The 26,012-nt window shown below is 47.1% G+C and carries 17 protein-coding genes, 2 tRNA genes and 3 rRNA genes; 5 read left to right on the top strand and 17 right to left on the bottom strand.

Annotated features, from left to right (window positions below; genetic code table 11):
• Positions 1–35: 35 nt before the first annotated feature.
• The 3 genes from NQ510_RS09515 to NQ510_RS09505 all read right to left on the bottom strand — a co-directional run bounded on the left by NQ510_RS09515 (position 36) and on the right by NQ510_RS09505 (position 3,340).
• A complete protein-coding gene (locus NQ510_RS09515) occupies positions 36–710 on the bottom strand; it encodes a DNA alkylation repair protein (RefSeq protein ID WP_005826212.1) in 675 nt (224 codons plus the stop codon).
• 6 nt (positions 711–716) lie between these two features.
• Positions 717–2,765 carry a dipeptidyl-peptidase 3 family protein gene (locus NQ510_RS09510; RefSeq protein ID WP_005826209.1) on the bottom strand — a complete coding sequence of 683 codons (2,049 nt, stop codon included), beginning with the start codon at positions 2,763–2,765 and terminating at the stop codon, positions 717–719.
• Positions 2,766–2,866: 101 nt separating this feature from the next.
• Complete coding sequence (locus NQ510_RS09505; RefSeq protein ID WP_005826207.1) at positions 2,867–3,340, bottom strand: helix-turn-helix domain-containing protein; 474 nt, start codon at positions 3,338–3,340, stop codon at positions 2,867–2,869.
• 281 nt (positions 3,341–3,621) lie between these two features.
• Here NQ510_RS09505 and recQ point away from each other — a divergent pair, with 281 nt between their 5' ends.
• Positions 3,622–5,433: a DNA helicase RecQ gene (recQ, locus tag NQ510_RS09500; protein WP_005826201.1), complete on the top strand. Its 1,812-nt coding sequence runs from the start codon at positions 3,622–3,624 to the stop codon at positions 5,431–5,433.
• Between the two features lie 3 nt (positions 5,434–5,436).
• Here the strand turns inward: recQ and NQ510_RS09495 are convergent, their stop codons facing one another.
• The 14 genes from NQ510_RS09495 to NQ510_RS09430 form a co-directional block, all read right to left on the bottom strand.
• Complete coding sequence (locus NQ510_RS09495; RefSeq protein ID WP_005826199.1) at positions 5,437–6,288, bottom strand: tetratricopeptide repeat protein; 852 nt, start codon at positions 6,286–6,288, stop codon at positions 5,437–5,439.
• Between the two features lie 15 nt (positions 6,289–6,303).
• Entirely contained in the window at positions 6,304–7,254 is a 951-nt protein-coding gene (cysK, locus tag NQ510_RS09490) for a cysteine synthase A (protein ID WP_008663985.1), read from the bottom strand.
• A 409-nt stretch (positions 7,255–7,663) separates the two neighbouring features.
• Positions 7,664–8,725, bottom strand: a complete 1,062-nt coding sequence (leuB, locus tag NQ510_RS09485; protein ID WP_005826196.1) for a 3-isopropylmalate dehydrogenase — start codon at positions 8,723–8,725, stop codon at positions 7,664–7,666.
• The gene (locus NQ510_RS09480; RefSeq protein ID WP_005835569.1) at positions 8,715–8,972 is read right to left on the bottom strand and encodes a hypothetical protein; all 258 of its coding nucleotides are present in this window, start codon (positions 8,970–8,972) and stop codon (positions 8,715–8,717) included. The genes leuB and NQ510_RS09480 overlap by 11 nt, the downstream gene beginning before the upstream one ends.
• Before the next feature lie 12 nt (positions 8,973–8,984).
• A complete protein-coding gene (locus tag NQ510_RS09475; RefSeq protein WP_005826194.1) occupies positions 8,985–10,526 on the bottom strand; it encodes an alpha-isopropylmalate synthase regulatory domain-containing protein in 1,542 nt (513 codons plus the stop codon).
• Positions 10,516–11,115 carry a 3-isopropylmalate dehydratase small subunit gene (leuD, locus tag NQ510_RS09470; protein WP_005826193.1) on the bottom strand — a complete coding sequence of 200 codons (600 nt, stop codon included), beginning with the start codon at positions 11,113–11,115 and terminating at the stop codon, positions 10,516–10,518. Before leuD ends, NQ510_RS09475 begins: the two co-directional genes overlap by 11 nt.
• A gap of 109 nt (positions 11,116–11,224) precedes the next feature.
• Positions 11,225–12,619 carry a 3-isopropylmalate dehydratase large subunit gene (gene leuC, locus NQ510_RS09465; protein WP_005826191.1) on the bottom strand — a complete coding sequence of 465 codons (1,395 nt, stop codon included), beginning with the start codon at positions 12,617–12,619 and terminating at the stop codon, positions 11,225–11,227.
• A gap of 42 nt (positions 12,620–12,661) precedes the next feature.
• The gene (locus NQ510_RS09460) at positions 12,662–14,158 is read right to left on the bottom strand and encodes a 2-isopropylmalate synthase (protein ID WP_005826189.1); all 1,497 of its coding nucleotides are present in this window, start codon (positions 14,156–14,158) and stop codon (positions 12,662–12,664) included.
• Between the two features lie 366 nt (positions 14,159–14,524).
• Positions 14,525–14,761 carry a hypothetical protein gene (locus NQ510_RS09455; protein WP_034523359.1) on the bottom strand — a complete coding sequence of 79 codons (237 nt, stop codon included), beginning with the start codon at positions 14,759–14,761 and terminating at the stop codon, positions 14,525–14,527.
• 123 nt (positions 14,762–14,884) lie between these two features.
• Positions 14,885–14,995, bottom strand: a 5S ribosomal RNA gene (gene rrf / locus NQ510_RS09450).
• Between the two features lie 72 nt (positions 14,996–15,067).
• A 23S ribosomal RNA gene (locus tag NQ510_RS09445) occupies positions 15,068–17,947 on the bottom strand.
• A 113-nt stretch (positions 17,948–18,060) separates the two neighbouring features.
• Positions 18,061–18,134, bottom strand: a tRNA-Ala gene (locus NQ510_RS09440).
• Positions 18,135–18,224: 90 nt separating this feature from the next.
• Positions 18,225–18,298: transfer RNA gene (locus NQ510_RS09435), tRNA-Ile, on the bottom strand.
• A gap of 135 nt (positions 18,299–18,433) precedes the next feature.
• A 16S ribosomal RNA gene (locus NQ510_RS09430) occupies positions 18,434–19,960 on the bottom strand.
• The 16S, 23S and 5S rRNA genes sit together here with 2 tRNA genes alongside, the layout of an rRNA operon.
• Before the next feature lie 1,278 nt (positions 19,961–21,238).
• Here NQ510_RS09430 and sppA point away from each other — a divergent pair.
• Genes sppA through thiL form a run of 4 tightly spaced genes read left to right on the top strand, consistent with a single transcriptional unit; the run spans position 21,239 to position 25,943 of the window.
• The gene (gene sppA / locus NQ510_RS09425; RefSeq protein ID WP_005828668.1) at positions 21,239–23,008 is read left to right on the top strand and encodes a signal peptide peptidase SppA; all 1,770 of its coding nucleotides are present in this window, start codon (positions 21,239–21,241) and stop codon (positions 23,006–23,008) included.
• Complete coding sequence (gene lpxK, locus NQ510_RS09420; RefSeq protein ID WP_005828669.1) at positions 23,009–24,139, top strand: tetraacyldisaccharide 4'-kinase; 1,131 nt, start codon at positions 23,009–23,011, stop codon at positions 24,137–24,139.
• Complete coding sequence (locus NQ510_RS09415) at positions 24,078–24,887, top strand: purine-nucleoside phosphorylase (protein WP_005835556.1); 810 nt, start codon at positions 24,078–24,080, stop codon at positions 24,885–24,887. Before lpxK ends, NQ510_RS09415 begins: the two co-directional genes overlap by 62 nt.
• Before the next feature lie 6 nt (positions 24,888–24,893).
• Positions 24,894–25,943: a thiamine-phosphate kinase gene (thiL, locus tag NQ510_RS09410; RefSeq protein ID WP_005828671.1), complete on the top strand. Its 1,050-nt coding sequence runs from the start codon at positions 24,894–24,896 to the stop codon at positions 25,941–25,943.
• The last annotated feature ends 69 nt before the right edge of the window (positions 25,944–26,012 follow it).

The following is a 26,012-nucleotide window of genomic DNA, read 5'->3' as shown; positions in this document are numbered from 1 at the left end:
CTTACCGCATCAGTCTCTATAACCATAGAACTAATCTAACAAACCTCCTCTTTTACAAGATTGTATAGTAATTGTTCTACATCAGAAGAAGAATTGTCCATACCCTCCACTCTGCGGCAAACTTGAAAAGAATTTTCCTCATTTTGCTGCATAAAGCGGCGGATAGCAGTCATGGCTGCATTGCGTACATGATAGGAGCCCGACAAAAAAGCCGTTATTGCCTGGTCGAGGAACTCATTTTCAACCCGTTCGTTCATATCCCCTTTCTTCATCAATAGACGGGCTATGGTGAGGAAGCCGCAAACCTGCGTGTATTCGTCCTCGCTTGCAATCCAATGGAAGGACTTGGCAGGCGCATAAGGAAGATGTTGGAATAAATTCATGCAGGTAAGTTCTGCAATCTCGATATTACGGATATCTTCCACCCAGATATCGGCTATCTCGGGCAGGAAACTCTCTACCGGCTGTAAAAGTCCCGCCAATATTTTGCACTCTCTGATATCTTCTTTCCACAAAGACTGAGCCAGAGAGTGGTCCTTCTCGTAACCGGCAGCAATACCCTTGATACGGGGCAACTCCACGCCAAAGTTCAGCTTATATACCAGCCCTTTCTCACGCATACTTTGGGACACAGCCCCGTTCATTGAGAGACGGAGCTGTGTCTTTATATCTTTCAGCCGCTGATGCAGCTGCTCTTTAGTATCTATCATAGTTCATCATTTATTGACAGAAGGCAATGTAGAATAGTCTTTGCTATAACGCAACATCTGTTCCGCATAACCTTCATCATAAGTCACTGTCACATCTGTTATAGTACCGTCGGCATCCGTCACCACTTCATACTTGGGATTGACGAACCCCTTATACGGCGCAAGATTCAGCTTCTTGTAGCGTTCCAGCACTTCGGCATGCAAAGCGGGATCGACTTTCACGGCATAGGCTTCCACCAAATCATGGGCGCCGGCATAGTCACCGGTGGACTTGATACGCTGTATCTCGGCAAGCAACCGGCCAAACAAGTCACGCACTTTCTCATAATCGTTTATCACGACGTACGTCTTCCCATCCTTCTTTACCAATTCCACAACCTTCTCCGCCGCACCTTTCTCGTACACCCAGCGGGCTATGAGCTGACGGTTGCGCATATGGGCTTCTTCTACATTGTTACCCGGCTCGATACGTACAAGCTGTGTCATCAAACCATTCATCAGATAGGTGTAGTATTGAGCCTTATAAGCATCCGCACTTGGAGTAAGCCCCAGTTCCACCAGCTTCGGGTCGGCCACGTAGTAGAGTCCGAACAAGTCGGCGCGCGCTTCTTCGATAGTAGAACCATATGCCTTCAACGCATCCGGGTCCACACCCGGGAGCAATTTACCGGAACCATGTCCCAAACATTCATGCAGGTCAGTATGCAGTTCATCTGTCACATCTGCGTACTTATCAATCAGTTGAAGCTCTGCATCACTGTACACAAACTCCTCATTGAACCCGTTGCCATGAGCTGCCTTATTATAAGCATCTGTAATGTTACCGATTGTAACGGATTTCGAACCATGATGGCTACGTATCCAGTTGGCATTGGGCAGGTTGATGCCGATAGCAGTTGCAGGATACAAGTCACCGGCCAGAATAGCCGCCGTGATTACCTTGGCAGACACCCCTTTCACTTTCTCCTTCTTGAATTGTCCGTCTACCGGCGAATGGTCCTCAAACCACTGTGCATTGCCGCTTATCAACTCTGTACGCTGGGTAGCTTCCAAATCTTTAAAATTCACCAGAGATTCCCAGCTTGCCTTCATGCCGAGCGGGTCACCATAACTTTCGGTAAAACCGTTCACAAAGTCAATGCGTGAGTTCAAATCCTTCACCCACAAAATGGCATATTCATCGAATGTCTTCAAATCGCCGGTTTCATAGAATTCCATCAGTTTGGCTATCACCGCCTTCTGCTCGGGAGTCTCGGCAACTCCTTCTGCCTTCTTCAGCCAGTAGACAATCTTTTCAAGTGCCTGTCCATACAAGCCCCCCACTTTCCATACTTTCTCCTGAATCTTGCCATCCTCTTTCACCAAACGGCTATTCAAACCATAGGAAACGGGAGTTTCATCCTGCGGATTCTTCAAGGCATTATAGAAATCTTCAGCCTCCTGCTGCGTCACGCCATCGTAATAATTGCATGCGGAAGTCAAAACCAAATCTTCACCGGCAGCTTGGTTCACCCGTTTGGGCATCACCGTGGGGTCGAAAATAACGGGGAACACTTCCTCGCACAGTTGTTCCACAGTCTGTCCTTCGGCAAGCGGCAACGTAGCTGCATCCACACTCTGTACAGCCTGCCTGAAGAATTCGGGAGTAAATCCCGGAACGAACTTTTCGCTGCCATAGTGATGATGAATGCCGTTAGAGAACCATACCCGCTTGAGGTACACTTCCATAGCCTTGAAATCAGGAGTATTCTTATCTCCCTTATAGCCGGTATAGACAGCTTCCAGCATCCGGCGAATCGTCAGGTTATACTTGCCATTCTGGTCGAAAAGAATGTCTCTGCCCTGCAAAGCCGCTTCCGTCAAATAATAAACCAATTCTTTTTGTTTGAGGGACAAATCCTCAAAACCTGGTACGCGGTAACGTAAAATCTGTAAATCTGCAAATTGTTCCACTGTATAGTCAATTTTTTCTGCCTCAGCAGTTGTTTTCGGATTTCCGCCACAAGCCGTCAATAGAGAAAGGGCAGTCACCATAGAAATTAGTTGTTTCTTCATGTGTCGGGAGTATATAGATTGGTATTAAAAAAGAAGAAAAGGAAGTATCCCGAAACAACTGTTCCGGAATATTTCCTTTTTATTCATTCAGTCATACAGAATTATTTCTTCTTAGCTTCTTTTTCTGCGTGTCTTTTACGATATCCATTAGGAGTCTCACCTACATTTTTATAGAAAGCAGCATAAAAAGACTGACGGTTTGCAAAGCCGACCATCGTACTGATCTCCTCTACATTCTTGTCAGCATATCTTTTGTCTGTCAACAAATGCTGCGCTTCTTTTACTCTATATTCATTCAGCAGGCAAGAATAGTTCATGCCGAAGCGTGAATTCACCACTGCAGACAAATAGCGAGTATTGGTCTGCAATTCTTTCGCCAAATCCTTAGCGGAATAATCAGCATCTCTGTACTTCTTTTGTACAACAACGATATTCAATATCTTGTCATACAACTCATCTGCCAATTCCGGCCTTATCAAAGAACGGTAGGCAGCATCCTTTTCTTTCTTTTCGCGCAGGTTGTAAGGACGTTTCTTCGTTCCTTTTTCCTGGGCATTGTTTTCTAAATCACTCATTGAATTAACTGGTTAGGGTTGTTTAAAATCGGAAAAGCCAAAGGGTTAGCCCCTTAGACTTTACAAAAGTCAGACATTTTTTTTTAATACACAACTTTTCCCGTATATATTTTTGATAAATAAACAACGAAAAAGGTTGAAAAGTAGGTCAATTCAGCCATTAATAAGAAACTTTAACCTTTTGCAGAAACTCATATGATACAAAATCTTGATGACTTTCCATTTGTAGTATATGCAATAATTAGTGTACCTTTGCCGGAAGAAATCCATACTGCCAGATTATGCTACAAACGCTCAAGACATATTTCGGTTACGACAGTTTCCGCCCCTTACAAGAAGACATCATACGCCATCTGATGGACCGTAAAGACGCATTGGTACTGATGCCTACGGGAGGTGGAAAGTCCATCTGCTACCAACTTCCCGCCCTATTGAGTGAAGGCACGGCGGTAGTGGTTTCTCCGCTCATTTCCTTGATGAAGGACCAAGTGGAAACGCTCTGTGCAAACGGTATCGCGGCCGGTGCACTGAACAGCAATAATGATGAAACAGAGAATGCTTCCCTACGACGTGCATGCATGGAAGGCAAGCTGAAACTGCTATATATTTCTCCTGAAAAATTATTGGTGGAAGCCAACTATCTGTTAAGGGATATGCATATTTCCCTTTTCGCCATTGATGAAGCTCACTGCATCTCACAATGGGGACACGATTTCCGTCCGGAATATACACAGATGGGCATCCTTCACCAACTGTTTCCCCAGGTTCCCATCATTGCACTTACTGCCACAGCCGATAAAATAACCCGTGAAGATATTATTAAACAGCTACACCTCAACCAACCGAGAATTTTCATTTCATCTTTCGACCGTCCCAACCTGAGTCTCACCGTAAAAAGAGGTTACCAGCAGAAGGAAAAAAGCAAAGCCATCCTCGACTTCATCGCCCGCCATCCGGGAGAGAGCGGCATCATTTATTGCATGAGCCGCAGCAAGGCTGAAACAGTGGCACAAATGCTTCAAAAACAAGGGATAAAGTCGGCGGTCTATCATGCAGGACTGTCGCCGGCACGAAGAGATGAAGCACAAGACGACTTCATCAATGACCGCGTGCAAGTGGTATGCGCCACCATTGCCTTTGGAATGGGAATTGACAAAAGCAATGTGCGCTGGGTAATTCATTACAATTTGCCCAAAAGCATTGAAAGTTTCTATCAGGAAATAGGACGTGCCGGACGAGACGGAATGCCCAGTGACACCCTTTTGTTCTATTCACTGGCCGACCTCATTCTGCTCACTAAATTCGCAACAGACAGCGGGCAACAAAGCATCAACCTGGAAAAGCTGCAACGTATGCAGCAATATGCGGAAGCAGATATCTGCCGCCGTCGCATTCTGTTAAGTTATTTCGGTGAAAATACGACCTGCGACTGTGGAAACTGTGATGTATGCAAAAATCCCCCCGAACGTTTCGATGGTACAATAATCGTACAAAAGGCACTTAGTGCAATCGCGCGTTCCGAGCAACAGATAGGAACCGGTATTTTAGTGGACATCCTCCGAGGAAACATGAGTTCTGAAGTTACAGAAAGAGGATACCATCGACTCAAGACCTTTGGAGCCGGGCGCGAAGTCCCCCCCAGAGATTGGCATGACTACCTGCTGCAAATGTTACAGCTCGGTTATTTCGAAATAGCCTACAATGAAAACAACCACCTGAAAATCACTCAAAGCGGAACAGATGTCTTGTTTGGCAGAGCACGCGCCCTGCTTGTCACCATCCGCCGCGAGGAAGCTGTACAAGCTACAAGAGGCCGTAAACGCAAGGCTACAGTTCCAACCAAAGAATTGCCATTGGGATTGCCCAATACAGAAAGTGGGGAACTTTTCGAGGCTCTCCGCACTCTCCGCAAACGCCTTGCCGACCAGGAAGCACTTCCTGCCTATATCGTACTGTCCGACAAAGTGCTCCACCTACTCAGCGCCTCCCGCCCCACTACCATAGAAGAATTTGGTAATATCAGCGGTATCGGTGAATATAAAAAGAAGAAATACGGAAAAGAGTTTGTGGAACTGATACGGAAATACAGTTGAATATTATTTACACTGTAACAGTAAATCCCTGAGGTCACCTTGCGGCACGCCAAGTGAAATGGCCTTTTCGAAGTCACGTTTTGCCAACTCCTTTTTCTTTTGAGAAAGGTAAATTTGCCCCCGTATCAAGTAGGCTTCTGTCTGCGAAGCATCCAGCTTGATGGCTTCTTCCAAGTCCATCATGGCCAGGTCCACATGTTTCATATCCTGCTCTACACCCGCACGTGCTACGTAAAGTACGGCATATTGCTGGGTAGTCAGCCGGGTAGCTTCTCCTCCTTTTTCTGCAATCATGGCATTCAATATCGAAAGCGCCGCTTCATATTTGCCCTCCTTCTGCTCCAGTGTAGCCAACCCCAGACGGCCATTGTAACTCTGGGGGGCAAGTTTCAGCAGACGTTCATAATCAGACTTTGCAAAATTATAGTTGCGCTGCCGCATATAGATATAGGCACGCATCAGCAAGGCTTCCTGATTATCGCTTTCTATATCCAGCACCAAAGAATAGTCTATCCGGGCCAAATCATCCTTCCCCAACTCAAGGTAAAGAGCGGCACGATTCATCAGGGCAGGTATGGCACGCGGAGCAATGTTCAATGCCAGAGTATACGAGTCAAGGGCCTGCTCATACCGGTGCTGCCGACGTTGTATCGTACCCAAGTTGGAGAACAGCAAAGCGTTATGAGGATTGGCGGGCTCCATTTTCAAAGCTTGTTCAATGTATTTTTCGGCCAATGACAAGCTGTCTTGCTCCGTGGCTGCAACCGCACGTTCGCTCAGTTCCTGATAGGTTTGTGAAAAGGCAGGGAACATCGTGGCTCCACACAAGAAGAAAGAAAAAATAAGTTTCTTCATATAATAGTTCAGTATTTATTCCAAAGGATAGGTATCGAAAGCGAACAGTTCTGTTGACAAATAGCGTTCCCCCGTATCGGGCAGTAGGGCAACAATCATTTTATCCGCAAATTCAGGGCGTTCGGCCAGCAACCGTGCCGCATATACCGCCGCACCGGATGAGATGCCAGCCAGCAAGCCTTCCGTAGAAGCCAGCTCTCGTCCTCCACGAATGGCCTCGTCATCGGGCACCGGAATAATCTCGTCTACTACAGAAGCATCATAAATGGAAGGAATAAAATTGGCCCCAATCCCCTGGATGCGGTGCGGTGCATCTTCCCCTCCTTCCAGAACCGGAGAGGAGGCCGGTTCTACAGCCACAACATAGACATCCGGATTATGTTTCTTCAAGGCACGCGCCACTCCACAGACCGTACCGCCCGTGCCCACACCGGCAACAAAAACAGTCACTTTACCATCCGTGTCCGTCCAGATTTCTTCCCCCGTAGTATGTTCATGAGCCTTGGCATTGGAGGGATTCTCAAACTGCTGCAGAATAACCGCACCAGGTATCGCATCCCGCAATTCTTTCGCTTTGGCAATGGAGCCGGCCATACCTGCCAGTCCGTCGGTCAGTACAATCTCCGCACCCAAGGCTTTCAACAGATTACGGCGTTCCACACTCATGGTCTCCGGCATGGTCAATATCAAATGATATCCCTTGATGGTTGCCACCATCGCCAGTCCCACGCCGGTATTGCCACTGGTAGGTTCAATAATCGTGGCTCCGGGTTTCAAAGCCCCACGTGCCTCGGCATCCTCAATCATGGCAAATGCCACACGGTCCTTCACGCTTCCCACCGGATTAAAAGATTCCAGCTTAGCCACAATATTTCTTTTCAATCCGTATTTACGGCTGTATTCAGCCAATTCCATCAAAGGAGTATGCCCAATCAACTCCGTCAGGTTCTTTGCAATTTTCGCCATAATCTCACTGTCTAATACATTCTTCCCGTACACACTTATGTAACATGGATATGCTGACAAAGATATGGAAATTCCAAGAAATAAACCGTGCGGGAAAGGAAAGATTATACTGCCATCTATCAAAGCTTAACACGAATAAAGAGGATGAAAGGATATGAAACGATTGAAGAAGGCAGGATGAGGAGGAAGAACCATATCTGACAATCAGCGACTTCCCACTGCAAAGATGGTGCATGCTTTTTGCAGTAGTACTGCAAACGAGCTGCAGCGTTACTGCAAATAGGTTTGCAGTGGTACTGCAACTGCTTTGCAGTGCAACTGTAACAGCTTTGCAGTGACACTGCAAAAGGTTTGCAGAACTTTGCAGTGAGAAGTTACTGATGAACAGAACGGTAATGAGACACTGTTATCAAGACTTCTTAAGATAGTCTACAATCCACGCGCCCACTTCCTTGGTACCGTATTTGTCGCCACCTTCTACTTGAATCTCCGGTGTACGTACATTCGCATCGAGTGAAGCATCAACTGCCTTACGAATCACCCCCCCCTCCTCTTTCAGGTCGAAGTATTCGAAAAGCATGGCTACAGACAAAATTTGCGCCAGCGGATTGGCTATATTCAAGCCTTTCGCCTGCGGCCAGGAACCATGGATAGGTTCGAATACCGGCGTGCTCTCTCCCGTAGAAGCAGAAGGCAGCAATCCCATAGAGCCACTGATGCAGGAACCCTCGTCCGTCAAAATATCACCAAACGTATTTTCCGTAACCATTACGTCAAAGAATTTCGGCTCTTGAATCATCTTCATGGCGGCGTTGTCCACAAACATATAGTCGGTTGTCACCTCGGGGTACTGCGGTGCCATCTCCTGGGCAATCTGTCTCCAAAGACGGGAAGAGGCAAGCACATTGGCTTTATCCACCACCGTAAGATGTTTGCTGCGTTTCATGGCATATTCAAATCCGACTTTCAGGATACGCTCAATCTCAGGACGGGTATACATGTTCGTATCATACGCCTTGTCATTGTCCTGGTATTTCTCACCGAAGTACATGCCACCGGTCAGTTCGCGGATACAAAGGAAATCGGCACCATCCACCAGTTCCGCACGAAGGGGAGACTTATGGAGCAGACATTTGAAGGTCTGCACGGGACGGATGTTGGCAAACAGTCCCAGTTTCTTGCGCATAGCCAGCAAGCCCTGCTCGGGACGCACTTTGGCAGTAGGGTCATTGTCGAATTTCGGGTCACCTACGGCAGAGAACAATACAGCATCCGCATTTTTACAAGCCTCATAAGTGGCTTCAGGAAACGGGTCACCCACCTTGTCTATCGCGTCTGCACCGCAGATGGCATATTCATAGTTCACTTTATGTCCGAACTTCTCACACACGGCAGTCATCACATCCACGCCTACGGTAGAGATTTCGGGGCCGATACCGTCACCGGCCAACACTGCAATTTTAAAATCCATTGTTTTCTTTATTATTTAAAAGTTCATCTATCTTCTTTTTGTTTGCAAGATTCTTGCGGCGATACCGGTCACCCCACACAAAACCAGCTGTCAATATAAGGGTATTGATGGCTGACATAAGATACTCGTCCGCATCCAACTCGCCGCTCCACCAACGCAGAAAGAGGTTGAAAGCAAAAAGCAAGCCTGCATACAACGCATAGCATACATAAGGACGCCTCTCAAAAAACGATTTCTTTTTCTCCATGAGATCCATTTTTTATGATTCGTATTCGTCTTCTATGATATTCAGCATCTTCACCGTCGCCTTGATGGCTGCTTCCGTCTGGTCTGCGTCCAATCCGCGTGTACGGAATATCGTATCTTCAAAACTCCAGGTAATAACCGTCTGCACAAAGGCATCGGTACGCCCACCGGGAGGAATAGTCACGGCATAGTTCGTCAGCATCGGGAACTTACGACCCAGTGTCACTTTATATATCTTGCGCAAGGCGCGCACAAAAGCATCATACTGGCCATCTCCACTGGAACTTTCCTCATATTCCTTTCCGTTAATTTCTATCTTCAACGTAGCCATCGGCTTCAATCCATACGCCAGATTCACAATATAGCTCTTAAGGCTGACGCGTTCTTCTGCCATTCCGTGCTTCAGTACGTCCGAAACGATATAGGGCAGGTCTTCTTGCGTCACCAGCTCTTTCTTGTCGCCCAACTCAATGATGCGTTCGGTCACTTTGCGCATGGCATCTTCATCCAGTTGTAACCCCAAGTCCTCCAGATTCTTCCGGATATTGGCTTTACCGCTGTTCTTGCCCAGGGCATACTCTCGCTTGCGACCAAAGCGTTCGGGCAGGAGGTCGTTGCAGTAGAGGTTACTTTTATTGTCACCGTCGGCATGGACGCCTGCCACTTGGGTAAATACATTCTCGCCAACAATCGGTTTATTGGCGGGAATGACGATGCCCGAGTAGGACTCCACCACACGGCTTACGTCGTTCAGGCGGCTTTCGTCAATGTTGGTAATGGCATTGAAGTGGTCTTTCAGGATAGCCTGCACACTGGCAAGCGGAGCATTGCCGGCGCGTTCGCCCAGGCCGTTAATGGTAGTATGCAGTCCCTTGCAACCGCTAAGTACGGCGGCAAGCACATTGCTCACGGCAAGGTCATAGTCATTGTGGGCATGGAAGTCAAAATGGGCATGCGGATAGCGTTTCACCATCTTGCGCATGAACTCGATGACCTGCAGCGGGTTCAATACGCCCAACGTGTCAGGCAACATATAGCGGCGGATATTGGTCTGCTCCAAGGCGTCCATCAGACGGAACACATATTCCGGAGAATCTTTCATGCCGTTGCTCCAGTCTTCCAGATAGACATTCACTACCATATCCTGCTCGTTGGCGTAATCCACTACGGACAGAATATCCTCGATATGCTCTTCGGGAGTCTTCTTCAACTGGTAGGTGCAATGCTTCAGCGAGCCTTTGCACAGCAGATTGATGACACGGCAACCGGTCGCATGTATCCAGTCCACCGACGTGTGGCCATCTACAAAGCCAAGCACTTCTACTCTTGGCAACAGATTACGGCGTGCCGCCCAGTCACAAATCATTTTTACGGCATCAAACTCTCCTTCGGATACCCGCGCAGAAGCCACCTCCACCCGGTCTACCTTCAATTCCTCCAGTAACAAACGGGCAATCATCAGCTTCTCATGGGGCACAAAGGAGACTCCGCTGGTCTGTTCACCGTCGCGGAGCGTAGTGTCCATGATTTCTATCTTCGGATGATTATGCTTCATTTTTATTCTCCCAAGCTTCTATCTTATCTTTATTCTCAACCAGAAAATCGATGTCATCCAAGCCATTCATCAGGCAATGTTTCTTGTAGGCATTGATTTCAAAATGTTCGATCTTGCCCGTAGCTTTGTTGGTGATGGTCTGTTCGGGCAGATTCACTTCCACTTCCATCTTCGGATTGGCAGAGATAGAGTCGAACAACTCTTTCAGGAACGGCTCACTTACCACCACCGGAAGCACAAAGTTGTTCAGTTCATTGTTCTTGTGTATATCGGCAAAGAAACTCGATACCACCACGCGGAAACCGTAACCGGCAATGGCCCATGCAGCATGCTCACGGCTGGAACCGGAACCGAAGTTCTTTCCCGCCACCAGAATCTGTCCACCGTAAGTGGGATTGTTCAAAACAAAGTCCTTGTTCAGAGAACCGTCCGGATGATAGCGCCAATCGCGGAATAAATTATCTCCGAAGAACTTTTCCTCACGGGTAGTAGCTTTCAGAAAACGTGCAGGGATTATCTGGTCTGTATCCACATTCTCTAATGGAAGAGGCACACAAGTACTGGTTATTATATCAAATTTTGTCTTCATCTTTGTATTTACGATTTACAATTTACGATTGAAAATACTCTTGATTTACCTTTGTTGAACGATGTTTGATTTACGAAGTAATTTTAATCGTAAATCGTCCAATCGTACATCAAATCAGCGTTCTCGGGTCAGTAATTACTCCAGTCACTGCCGCTGCTGCAGCTACAAGCGGGCTGGCAAGCAGTGTTCGGGAACCCGGTCCTTGGCGTCCTTCAAAATTACGGTTACTGGTAGACACTGCATACTTTCCGGCAGGCACCTTATCGTCGTTCATTGCCAGGCAAGCAGAACAACCCGGTTGGCGAATGGCAAAACCGGCCTCTTCCAAAATCTTGTCCAGTCCCTCTTCGCGAATCTGTGCATCTACCATCCAGGAGCCCGGAACCAGCCATGCCACTACATTCTCGGCTTTCCGACGGCCTTTCACAATGGAGGCAAATGCACGGAAATCCTCAATGCGTCCATTGGTGCAGGCACCCAAAAACACATAGTCAACCTTCTTACCCAGCAAAGGTTCTCCCGGTTGGAAACCCATATAGCTCATAGACTTCATGAAAGAGGTCCGGGCAGCTTCTCCCATGCCTTCGGTAGTAGGAATATGTTGTGTGATACCCATACCCATGCCCGGATTGGTACCGTATGTAATCATCGGTTCAATATCTTCGGCAGCAAAACGAACTTCCTTGTCGAACACTGCATCCTCATCACTCTTCAATGTTTTCCAATAGGCCAATGCCTTGTCCCATGCCTCACCCTTCGGAGCATATTCGCGTCCTTTAATATACTCGAAAGTGGTCTCATCCGGAGCAACCATACCGCCGCGGGCACCCATCTCTATACTCAGATTGCACAAGGTCAGACGCCCTTCCATAGTCAGACTGCGCACAGCTTCTCCGGCATATTCCACGAAATATCCCGTAGCGCCGCTGGTCGTCATCTTCGACATCATATACAATGCTACATCTTTTGCCGTCACTCCCTTGCCAAGTTTGCCGTCGACAGTGATGCGCATTGTCTTAGGACGGGTCTGAAGGATACATTGCGAGGCCATTACCATTTCCACCTCACTCGTACCGATACCGAAAGCCACTGCTCCCATCGCCCCGTGGGTGGAAGTATGCGAGTCACCGCAGACAATGGTCATGCCAGGCAGGGTCAGCCCGCGTTCCGGACCTACTACATGGATAATTCCGTTCTTCTTGTCCATCATGCCGAAATGGGCCAATCCAAACTCTTCCGCATTCTTGGCCAATGTATCTACCTGAGTCTTTGAAACCGGGTCTTCAATCGGCTTGTCCTGGTCATGCGTCGGCGTGTTATGGTCGGGCATACAGAAAATCTTTTCCGGACGGAAACACTTGATTCCACGTTCGCGCAATCCTGAAAAGGCTTGCGGGCTGGTTACTTCATGACAATAAAGCCGGTCAATATAAAGCTGTGTGGGACCGTCTTCCACTTTCTGTACCACATGGGCATCCCAGATTTTATCAAATAATGTATTCATCTCTTTATGTACAATTTAGCTATTTACAATTTACGATTAAAATCACATCTTGAACTTATTGATACAGTCGATGTACGCTTCCACTGATGCCGCGATAATATCCGTATTGGCACCGAACCCATAATAAATATGATTATCGTATTCCACCTGCATATGTACCTTACCCATATCGTCGCTACCCTTGCTGATAGCCTGGATAGTGAATTCCTTCAATGTCATATGGCGGTCAATAATCTTCTTCAAAGCCTTGATAGCAGCGTCTACCGGACCGTTTCCACTGGCGGCGGCTTCAAACTTCTCGCCAGAGATGTTCAATCCCAAGCTGGCAACCGAACGAACCCCCACCCCACTGGTCACCTGAAGATATTCCAGTTTGATACGGTGGTTCTGCGTACGGTTTGCCCCTGCCAATACCAGCATATCATCATCGTTGATATCCTTCTTCTTATCGGCAAGTTTCAAGAACTCTTCATACACTTTGTCCAACTTCTCCTGATCCAGTTGTACTCCCAATATCGACAAACGATTCTTCAAGGCTGCACGTCCGCTACGGGCTGTCAATACGATGGAATTATCATCAATACCCACATCATGCGGGTCAATGATTTCGTAAGTCTGTACATTCTTCAACACACCATCCTGGTGGATACCCGACGAATGGGCAAAAGCATTGCGACCTACAATAGCCTTGTTGGGCTGCACCGGCATGTTCATCAGACTGGACACCATACGGCTGGTTGGATAAATCTTCTGTGTATTGATGTTGGTCTCGATTTCTATGTCCTTGTGACATTTGATAATCATCGCCACTTCCTCAAGAGAAGTATTGCCGGCACGTTCACCAATACCATTGATGGTTACCTCCACCTGGCGGGCACCATTCAGTACGCCAGCCATTGTATTGGCAGTAGCCATGCCCAAGTCATTGTGGCAATGAGTAGAAATAATGGCATTATGAATACCGTTGACATGTTCCATCAGATATCTTATCTTCGCGCCATACTCATCAGGCAAGCAATACCCCGTTGTATCGGGAATATTCACCACAGTCGCACCTGCCTTGATAACAGCTTCTACCACCCGTGCCAAATATTCATTATCCGTTCGGCCTGCATCTTCGGCATAGAACTCTACATCATCCACATACTTACGTGCATACTTTACGGCAGCCACTGCACGCTCTATTATTTCCTCGCGATTGGAATTAAATTTATATTTAATGTGCGAGTCAGATGTACCGATACCAGTATGGATACGTTTATGCTTGGCAAACTGCAAAGCCTCTGCCGCCACATCAATATCTTTCTGTACGGCACGTGTCAAGGCACAGATGGTGGGCCATGTCACAGCTTTTGATATCTCAATGACCGAATTGAAATCTCCCGGACTTGAAATCGGAAATCCGGCTTCAATCACGTCCACCCCCAGGGCTTCCAGTTGTCTGGCTACCTGAATCTTTTCCACTGTATTCAATTGGCATCCCGGAACCTGCTCGCCATCGCGGAGCGTTGTGTCGAAAATAAATAATTTGTCACTCATTGCTTTATTGTATTTAATTTATGTTCCATAAAAAAAGCCTTTCACACTTGGAAGTGAGAAAGGCTTCATATATCATTGCATCTTACATATATATTCACGCACAGCACTCACTTCCACTAAACTTTGCCAGTAGAATAATAATACCACACAGTAGAATATATGTAAAGTTCTGAATCATCTTCTTTTTTGTTTTGACGTTGCAAAGGTAGATATTATTTCGTACCACACAAACAAATTCGTTACTTTTTTCCGATAAAAAATATCATTTTATAAGTTTGTATTCATTTATCGCTGAAATATATCACAAAAAAAGGCGTACCTCAAGGTACGCCTTTCCTTATTCTTCAGTTCAATACAAGTTCTGAATTACTTCTTCTCACAAGGTTTGTCACACTTGGCACCATCACATGCAGCCTTAGGACACGCTGCTGAATCAGCAGCCTGGCAACATGCCTTTGCAGAGTCACATACTTGTTCTGTTTTTGCAGCACAGCAAGAATCTGCCTCAGTTGCATTAGAATCTGCAGCCTTTTTGTTGCCACAAGATGTCACTGCGAAAGAAAACGCTACCGCAACGGCAGCCAATAAAACTTTAGTCTTCATACTTTCAATTTGCTTTAAACGTTGATATAAAATTAGTTCGGCGCAAATATAAGAAAAGTTTATGAGACCGCCAAAAACGAACAAAGCCTCCGTATCCTTATCAGACACGGAGGCTTCTTCTGAAAACGGCGACTACCTACTCTCCCACTGTTACGCAGTACCATCGGCGTGACCGGGCTTAACTTCTCTGTTCGGAATGGGAAGAGGTGGAACCCCGGTGCTGTAGTCACCTGAATAAGGCAGACATGATGAGAAAAAAGTAAAGTGTCCATACATTGCTGAACGTATATACCTCCATACACGGAAGGCAAAAAGTGGACGGGCAATTAGTAATGCTCGGCTATGACATCGCTGCCTGTACACCTGCATCCTATCAACGTCGTAGTCTACAACGACCCTGAGAAATCTAATCTTGTGGCTGGCTTCGTACTTAGATGCTTTCAGCACTTATCCAATCCCGACTTAGATACCCGGCAATGCACCTGGCGGCACAACCGGTAAACCAGAGGTCAGTCCAACACGGTCCTCTCGTACTAGTGTCAGAGCCACGCAAATTTCATGCGCCCACGATAGATAGAGACCGAACTGTCTCACGACGTTCTGAACCCAGCTCGCGTGCCACTTTAATGGGCGAACAGCCCAACCCTTGGGACCTTCTCCAGCCCCAGGATGTGACGAGCCGACATCGAGGTGCCAAACCCCTCCGTCGATATGAGCTCTTGGGAGGGATCAGCCTGTTATCCCCGGAGTACCTTTTATCCTTTGAGCGATGTCCTTTCCATACAGAAACACCGGATCACTATGCTCTAGTTTCCTACCTGATCGACTTGTAAGTCTCCCAGTCAAGCGCCCTTATGCCATTACACTCTGCCGACGGTTACCAATCGTCGTGAGGGCACCTTTAGAAGCCTCCGTTACACTTTTGGAGGCGACCACCCCAGTCAAACTACCCACCAAACAGTGTCCCCGCAACAACGGGTTAGAACTCAAATAATCAAAGGGCCGTATTTCAACAGCGGCTCCACGGACACTGGCGTGCCCGCTTCGAAGCCTCCGGCCTATCCTACACATCAATTACCCAAATTCAATGTTAAGCTATAGTAAAGGTTCACGGGGTCTTTTCGTCCCATCGCGGGTAATCGGCATCTTCACCGATACTACAATTTCACTGAGCTCACGGTTGAGACAGCGTCCAGATCATTACACCATTCGTGCAGGTCGGAACTTACCCGACAAGGAATTTCGCTACCTTAGGACCGTTATAGTTACGGCCGCCGTTTACTGGGGCTTCAATTCAATGCTTCTCTTGCGATGACATCTCCTCTTAACCTTCCAGCACCGGGCAGGTGTCAGGCTGTATACTTCATCTTTCAATTTTGCACAGCCCTGTGTTTTTGTTAAACAGTTGCCTGGACCTATTCTCTGCGCCTCGCCGTTAAGCGAGGACCCTTTATCCCGAAGTTACAGGGTCAGTTTGCCTAGTTCCTTAACCGTGAATCACTCAAGCGCCTTAGTATATTCAACCCGACTACGTGTGTCCGTTTGCGGTACGGGTACCTGCAGGATTAAGTTTAGCGGATTTTCTTGGAAGTATGATTACACGCACTATTGGATTGTTCTAAGAACGCTCCATACTATCAGGTTCGACTCTTGCTCCGGATTTGCCTGGAACAATCAGCATCTACACCCTTCAACGGACTATTCCGTCAGTCCGCGGCGCTGTCACGACTCCGTCTCCACGTCACTCCCACAGGTAGTACCGGAATATTAACCGGTTCTGCCATCGGCCTCGCCGTTCGGCTGAGCCTTAGGACCCGACTTACCCTGATCCGATTAGCGTTGATCAGGAAACCTTAGTCTTTCGGCGAGGGGGTTTCCCACCCCCTTTATCGTTACTTATACCTACATTTGCTTTTCCACACGCTCCAGCAAAGCTCGCGCTTCACCTTCGACGCCGAGTGGAATGCTCCCCTACCGATGATTTCTCATCCCAAAGCTTCGGTAGAATACTTATGCCCGATTATTATCCACGCCAAACTCCTCGACTAGTGAGCTGTTACGCACTCTTTAAATGAATGGCTGCTTCCAAGCCAACATCCTAGCTGTCTTAGCAATCTGACTTCGTTAGTTCAACTTAGTATTCATTTCGGGACCTTAGCTGTTGGTCCGGATTGTTCTCCTTTAGGACATGGACCTTAGCACCCATGCCCTCACTCCTGACATAGAACTGACACGCATTCGGAGTTTGTCAAGACTTGATAGGCGGTGAAGCCCTCGCATCTTATCAGTCGCTCTACCTCATGCCAGTATAAGTCAAGGCTGCACCTAAATGCATTTCGGGGAGTACGAGCTATCTCCAAGTTTGATTAGCCTTTCACCCCCACCCTCAGGTCATCCAGAAGCTTTTCAACGCTTATTGGTTCGGTCCTCCAGATGGTGTTACCCATCCTTCAACCTGCCCAAGGGTAGATCACTTGGTTTCGCGTCTACTCCTTCCGACTATACGCCCTGTTCAGACTCGCTTTCGCTTCGGCTGCAGATCTGAAATCCTTAACCTCGCCGGAAAAAGTAACTCGTAGGTTCATTATGCAAAAGGCACGCCGTCACACCAGAAGGTGCTCCGACCGCTTGTAGGCACATGGTTTCAGGAACTATTTCACTCTTCTGTTCGAAGTGCTTTTCACCTTTCCTTCACAGTACTGGTTCACTATCGGTCTCTCGGGAGTATTTAGCCTTACCGGATGGTCCCGGCAGATTCACGCAGAATTCCTCGTGCTCCGCGCTACTCAGGATACCACTAGGCTTCGCTTGGCTTCGCATACGCAGCTCTCATGCTCTATGGCTGTACTTTCCAGAACATTCTGCTCACCAACTTTCTTGCCACGGCGTGGTCCTACAACCCCACCCATGCCGTAACATGGATGGTTTGGGCTATTCCCCGTTCGCTCGCCACTACTGGGGGAATCATTGTTTATTTTCTTTTCCTGCAGGTACTAAGATGTTTCAGTTCCCTGCGTTAGCCTCCTGCAATGCAGGATGATACTTCTTCAAAGTACCGGGTTGTCCCATTCGGAAATCCGCGGATCAAAGGTCATTTGCACCTACCCGCAGCTTATCGCAGCTTATCACGTCCTTCATCGCCTCCGAGAGCCAAGGCATCCGCCATGTGCCCTTACTTACTTTTTGTCTTACCGATCACGTATGGTCGATATATACTTTCAGCTTTTAACTTTACTTTTTTTTGGTCACATCATGTCAAAGAACGGTGTTTCAATTATAAAACAATAATCAAAACGGAGTGGAGAATAACGGATTCGAACCGTTGACCCCCTGCGTGCAAAGCAGGTGCTCTAGCCAGCTGAGCTAATCCCCCTTCTTATAAGTGGAAAACGGAAAGTGGAAAGTGGAAAATCCGGAGAGTTCCCGATTTTCATTTCTCAATTTTCAGTTTTCAACTTTGAAGTAGTCCCAGGCAGAGTTGAACTGCCGACCTCTACATTATCAGTGTAGCGCTCTAACCAACTGAGCTATAGGACTGTCAGTCAAACCCTCGCCTTACGGCTCGGCTTCTACTTTTCTCGTATATTTTAATAAACAAGTACGCGCAGTACAAGAGGTTCTTATGGAAGCATAACTTCAAGAACCAACGATCGAGTCGAGACGTCACTCCAGAAAGGAGGTGTTCCAGCCGCACCTTCCGGTACGGCTACCTTGTTACGACTTAGCCCCAATCACCAGTTTTACCCTAGGGCGCTCCTTGCGGTTACGCACTTCAGGTACCCCCGGCTTTCATGGCTTGACGGGCGGTGTGTACAAGGCCCGGGAACGTATTCACCGCGCCGTGGCTGATGCGCGATTACTAGCGAATCCAGCTTCATGGAGTCGGGTTGCAGACTCCAATCCGAACTGAGAGAGGCTTTAGGGATTAGCATCACGTCGCCGTGTAGCTGCCTTCTGTACCCCCCATTGTAACACGTGTGTAGCCCCGGACGTAAGGGCCGTGCTGATTTGACGTCATCCCCACCTTCCTCACATCTTACGACGGCAGTCTCGACAGAGTCCCCAGCATAACCTGATGGTAACTATCGATAAGGGTTGCGCTCGTTATGGCACTTAAGCCGACACCTCACGGCACGAGCTGACGACAACCATGCAGCACCTTCACAACTGCCTTGCGGCTGACATGTCTCCACATCATTCAGTTGCAATTCAAGCCCGGGTAAGGTTCCTCGCGTATCATCGAATTAAACCACATGTTCCTCCGCTTGTGCGGGCCCCCGTCAATTCCTTTGAGTTTCACCGTTGCCGGCGTACTCCCCAGGTGGAATACTTAACGCTTTCGCTTGGCCGCTTACTGTATATCGCAAACAGCGAGTATTCATCGTTTACTGTGTGGACTACCAGGGTATCTAATCCTGTTTGATACCCACACTTTCGAGCATCAGCGTCAGTTACAGTCCAGCAAGCTGCCTTCGCAATCGGAGTTCTTCGTGATATCTAAGCATTTCACCGCTACACCACGAATTCCGCCTGCCTCTACTGTACTCAAGACACCCAGTATCAACTGCAATTTTACGGTTGAGCCGCAAACTTTCACAACTGACTTAAGCGTCCGCCTACGCTCCCTTTAAACCCAATAAATCCGGATAACGCTCGGATCCTCCGTATTACCGCGGCTGCTGGCACGGAGTTAGCCGATCCTTATTCATACGGTACATACAAAAAGGCACACGTGCCTCACTTTATTCCCGTATAAAAGAAGTTTACAACCCATAGGGCAGTCATCCTTCACGCTACTTGGCTGGTTCAGACTCTCGTCCATTGACCAATATTCCTCACTGCTGCCTCCCGTAGGAGTTTGGACCGTGTCTCAGTTCCAATGTGGGGGACCTTCCTCTCAGAACCCCTATCCATCGAAGGCTTGGTGGGCCGTTACCCCGCCAACAACCTAATGGAACGCATCCCCATCGATGACCGAAATTCTTTAATAGTTCTACCATGCGGAAGAACTATGCCATCGGGTATTAATCTTTCTTTCGAAAGGCTATCCCCGAGTCATCGGCAGGTTGGATACGTGTTACTCACCCGTGCGCCGGTCGCCATCAAACTTAGCAAGCTAAGTTCATGCTGCCCCTCGACTTGCATGTGTTAAGCCTGTAGCTAGCGTTCATCCTGAGCCAGGATCAAACTCTTCATTGTAAAAGTATCTTGACTGCGCATATTAAAAATTAAAGTGCGACAGCTTAATTATCTGTTCAGGACGCTCGAATTCAAAAAGTCTATCTTTACCTATCTATATAAAATAAGTATTGACGGTTCTTTTGTTTTACCCAGGTACGACGCGCCTTAATCATTAGTTTCCAATTATTAATTTGCGAAGCACCTGCTCTTGTACTACTTGTATTGTTTATGTAAATCTGTTCAAAGATCGCTTGTTTCACGATTGCTGTTCTTTTCAGAAAGCGGATGCAAAGGTAAGAACTTTAAAGCATATCTTCCAAATATTTTCGGAAGTTTTTTTCATTTTTTCTTTTTTTCTCTTTCCTCGTCGTCTCTCTTGTCGAAAGGGAGGCAAAAAGAAAAAGGAAGAAGGACCAGGCACCGTTTCTTTAAAAAGAATGTCAACTCGCGCTGCTTTCGTTTTCAAAAGCGGGTGCAAAGGTAAGGACTTTAAAGCATAACTTCCAAATGTTTCGGAAGTTTTTTTTCATTTTTCTTTTCCAAGGCCGAAGTTCCGAAAGAAACCTATGGCAAAGAAGAGAAAAATGGAAGCTTACCGCTCCGTTTTACTGTCAGAATGTCAAAACATCGCCGCCTTCGTTCCCGAAAGCGGATGCAAAAGTAGGGCTTTTACGGACATCTGCAAAATATATACAAGCTTTTTTTGAGGGTTTACGTGAACTTTTTCATAACTAGCTGATTGATAGATATGTTTTAAAGCATGTTTTTTAAAGGGAAAGAAAGGCAGGAAGGAAGGGGACACATTATATATATACGCGCGCGCATCGGAATATACTAAGTTCACCCCTTGACATAGACCACTGAACGGCCGGCACCACGCTTGAGGAGCCCAAAGAGAACTGACAATAAACCTGCGAAAGGCTACATCCGGAAAGCCCGGATACTAAACGAGAACTACTGAACAACTTTTCTCACCACAGATATGTTTCTTTCTTACCACACCCGCGTTTCTTTCTTTCCACAGCTGTGGTAAGAAAAGAACATTGCTGTGGAAAGACTAGTTTTTAGAGAAACAGACTCAGAAAGTAAAGAGATAGCAATTATATCTGGCATTTTAGAAACTAACTATCCATAAAGAACGAAATGAAATACTCCAAAGATAAAAGAAAAGAGAATGAAATCTCCCACAATACTGTGACAAACCGAAAAACTCAGCGACAGATAGGGTAAATATCAACCTAATTATTTATCTTTGTTAGCTTTTAAAAGTTAGCATACTAAAAACAATAAAGTGCAATGAAAGATTTTCTGAAATTTACGTTTGCCACCATTACCGGCATCATCGTATCAGTCGTTGTTTTAGTTTTCATCAGTATTTTGGTGGTTTTCAGCATGGTATCATCTTCGGAGTCAGAAACGCAAGTACGCAAAAACTCCATTATGATGCTGGATTTGAATGGTGCACTGGCTGAACGCAGCCAAGACAATCCGTTCGATGCCCTTATGGGAGACAATTATAAGACTTATGGCCTGGATGATATCCTCTCTTCTATCAAAAAAGCAAAAGAGAATGACGACATTAAAGGTATCTATATAGAAGCGACTTCGCTGGGTGCAGGATTTGCTTCACGCGAAGAAATACGCAATGCATTGAAGGATTTCAAGGAATCGGGAAAATTCATCGTGGCTTATGGTGACAGCTATTCCCAAGGTCTTTATTATCTGTCAAGTATAGCCGACAAGGTGTTGCTGAACCCGCAAGGTATGGTCGAGTGGAGGGGCTTGGCCGCTACCCCCATGTTCTTCAAGGATTTGCTGGCCAAAATCGGAGTAGAAATGCAGATATTCAAAGTAGGTACCTACAAATCGGCTGTAGAGCCTTTCATCTCTACCGAAATGAGCCCTGCCAACCGTGAACAAATCGACGCTTACCTGACCTCCATCTGGGGACAAGTGACCAATGATGTTGCAGAATCACGCAAAATATCTGTAGACTCACTGAACGCCATTGCCGACCGCATGTTGATGTTCTATCCCGCAGAAGAAAGTGTGCAATGCGGACTGGTCGATACATTAATATATAAGAATGATGTACGCAACTACCTGAAAGCGATGGTAGGCATCGACAAAGACGACCGCATGCCCGTACTTGGTTTGCAGGACATGATTAACGTAAAGAAGAATGTTCCCAAAGACAAAAGTGGAAATGTGATTGCCGTATACTATGCCTATGGAGAAATTGACGGTGGTTCATCTTCTGCCTCCAGCGAAGAAGGCATCGACTCTAAAAAGGTGATTAAAGACCTGCGCAAGCTGAAAGATGACGAAGATGTAAAAGCTGTAGTATTACGCGTAAACTCACCGGGCGGAAGCGCCTATGGTTCAGAACAGATATGGTATGCCGTCAGCGAATTGAAGAAAGAGAAACCAGTCATTGTTTCCATGGGTGACTATGCAGCTTCAGGAGGTTACTACATTTCTTGTAATGCAGACACCATCGTGGCCGAGCCTACCACACTGACGGGTTCTATCGGCATCTTCGGCATGTTCCCCAACGCAAAGGGGCTGACTGATAAAATCGGGGTAAATTTTGATGTAGTGAAAACCAATAAATACGCAGACTTCGGCATGCTGACACGCCCGATGAATGACGGAGAAAAAGGGCTGATGCAAATGTATGTGAACAACGGATATGACCTCTTCCTCACCCGCTGCTCCGATGGCCGAGGCATCAGCAAGGAAGACCTGGATAAAATTGCCCAAGGCCGTGTATGGACCGGAAGCAAGGCCAAGGAACTAGGACTAGTCGACGAATTGGGTGGTTTGGACAAAGCTTTGGACATTGCCATTGCAAAGGCCGGAGTAGATGCCTATACCGTGATGAGCTATCCGAAAAAGGAAAGTTTCTTTGAAAGTCTGATGAACACCAATCCGGGTAACTACATCAAAGCACGTATGCTGAAAGGCACAATGGGCGAGATATACCAGCAGTTCAGCGTCCTGGAGAATTTTGACAAATGTGACCGTATACAAGCACGTGTACCCTTTGAACTGAATATTCAATAAATGGAGGAAAACTTTATCAAGATATATCATTGGCTATATCCCCTATCATGGCTTTATGGGATAGGGGTATGCTTGCGAAATAAACTCTTTGACTGGGGCTGGCTCCGGTCAAAGAGTTTTGACGTTCCAGTAATATGCGTGGGCAATCTTGCTGTGGGCGGAACTGGCAAGACGCCACATACCGAATATCTGATAAAGCTATTACAAAAAAACGGAGTAAATGTAGCCACCCTCAGTCGGGGTTACAAGCGTAAAAGCCGAGGCTATGTATTGGCCGATGACAAGAGCAATGTACGCCAAATAGGTGACGAGCCGTATCAAATTAAAAATAAATTCCCCAATGCACGGGTAGCGGTAGACGAAAACCGTTGCCACGGCATTGAGCAACTGCTGAAACTGGAAAATCCCACTGTAGAAGCCATCATCCTGGACGATGCCTTCCAACATCGCCATGTAAAAGCTGGGCTGAACATTCTACTAACTGATTTTCACCGGTTACTGTGCGATGATGCCTTGCTCCCTGCCGGAAGACTCCGCGAACCTTCAAGCGGTAAAAACCGGGCACAGATGGTCATCGTCACCAAATGTCCGGATGATATCAAGCCGATAGACTTCAACATCATAGCTAAACGGCTCCACCTCTATCCATACCAACAACTGTATTTCTCCAGATTCCGCTATGGAATGTTGACACCGCTATTTCCCGAGAAAACGAACAGCCGGAAAGTGCTCTCCTCCCTCACCAGAGACGAGCAAGTACTGCTGGTGACAGGCATCGCCTCCCCCGCCCCCTTACAGAAAGAAGTGGAATCTTACACGCCACACGTCAAATTGCTGTCATTTGATGACCATCATGACTTTACTCCCAAGGATTTATTGCAAATAAAGGAACAATTCCTGCACCTGGAAGAGTGGAAAAGACTGATAATCACCACGGAGAAAGATGCGGCAAGGCTGAAACTCCATCCCGCACTGGACGAAACACTAAAGCCGTACATCTACGTGCTGCCGATAGAAATAGAAATTTTACAAAATCAACAATATATATTTAACCAAAACATTATTGGCTATGTTAGAGCGCATTCAAGAAACAGCAGCCTTTCTGAAGGGAAAGATGCACACCCAGCCTGAGACAGCAATCATCCTCGGTACCGGCCTCGGCAGTCTTGCCGGTGAAATCACTGAAAAGTATGAGATAAGGTACGAAGAAATCCCCAACTTCCCCGTCTCTACCGTAGAGGGACACAGCGGAAAACTTATCTTCGGCAAACTGGGCCATAAAGACATCATGGCGATGCAGGGACGTTTCCATTTTTACGAGGGCTATTCCATGAAGGAAGTAACCTTCCCGGTACGTGTAATGCGCGAACTGGGTATCAAGACCTTGTTCGTTTCCAATGCCAGTGGCGGCACAAATCCGGATTTTGCGATCGGCGACCTGATGATTATCACCGACCATATAAACTACTTCCCCGAACATCCATTGCGTGGCAAAAACATACCTTACGGCCCTCGTTTCCCGGATATGAGCGAGGCCTATGACAAAGAGCTGATTCGTAAGGCCGACGCCATTGCAGCAGAAAAGGGCATCAAGGTTCAGCACGGTGTCTATATCGGTACGCAAGGTCCCACATTCGAAACACCTGCGGAATACAAGATGTTCCATATTCTGGGTGCCGATGCAGTGGGCATGTCCACCGTGCCGGAAGTCATCGTGGCAAATCATTGCGGAATCAAAGTGTTCGGCGTATCTGTCATTACAGACTTGGGGGTAGAAGGTAAAATCGTAGAAGTTTCTCACGAAGAAGTGCAGAAAGCTGCAGACGAGGCACAACCGAGAATGACAGAGATTATGCGTGAATTGATTAATAGAGCATAAGAAAGCATGAGAACAGAAATAGCTACCCTCGGTGAATTCGGCCTCATCCGTCACCTCACCGAAGGCATTGAACTAAAGAATGAGTCGAGCCGATATGGTGTCGGAGATGATGCCGCCGTCCTCTCCTACCCGGCCGAAAAGGAAGTGCTCGTTACCACCGACTTGCTAATGGAAGGCGTCCACTTCGACCTTGTGTATGTACCGCTCAAGCATTTGGGGTATAAATCGGCCGTAGTCAATTTCTCCGATATCTATGCCATGAACGGCACACCGAAGCAGATTACCGTTTCCTTGGGTATATCCAAGCGTTTCAGTATAGAAGACATGGAGGAACTCTATGCCGGCATCCGTTTGGCTTGCGAAGAATATGATGTTGACATCGTGGGAGGAGACACCTCCGCTTCCTATACTGGGCTTACCATCAGCATCACCTGCATAGGCGAGGGTGAGAAAGGAAAAGTGGTCTACCGCAATGGTGCCCGCGAAACCGACCTGATTTGCGTCAGCGGCGACTTGGGTGCCGCCTACATGGGACTACAGCTTTTGGAACGCGAAAAGGCGGTGCTCAAAGGAGGTGACAAAGACTTGCAACCGGACTTCTCGGGGAAGGAGTATCTTCTGGAACGTCAACTGAAGCCCGAAGCACGCCGTGACATCATTCAGAAACTGGCAGAAGAAGGTATACAACCCACCTCCATGATGGATATATCGGACGGACTTTCTTCGGAATTACTGCATATTTGTACCCAAAGCAAAGTGGGTTGCCGAGTTTACGAAGAACATATTCCTATCGACTATCAGACGGCTGTAATGGCAGAAGAATTCAATATGAACCTGAGCACTTGTGCACTGAACGGAGGCGAGGATTATGAGTTATTGTTCACCGTCCCCATTGCCGACCATGAAAAGGTTGCCGAAATGGAAGGCGTCAAGCTGATTGGCCATATCACCAAACCGGAATTAGGCTGCGCCCTAATTACCCGTGACGGTCAAGAGTTTGAACTCAAAGCACAAGGATGGAATCCTTTGAAGGAAGAAGAAGCGGAAAAAGCATAACTATAAAACTTTTTCAGTATTTTTTCTCAAATCATAAACGCTGATAATTAGCCATATAGCCAATTATCA

Origin of the sequence: Bacteroides uniformis, assembly GCF_025147485.1 — a bacterium.
Classification (GTDB): Bacteria; Bacteroidota; Bacteroidia; order Bacteroidales; family Bacteroidaceae; genus Bacteroides; species Bacteroides uniformis.
This window is presented reverse-complemented; position numbering and strand designations above follow the sequence as displayed.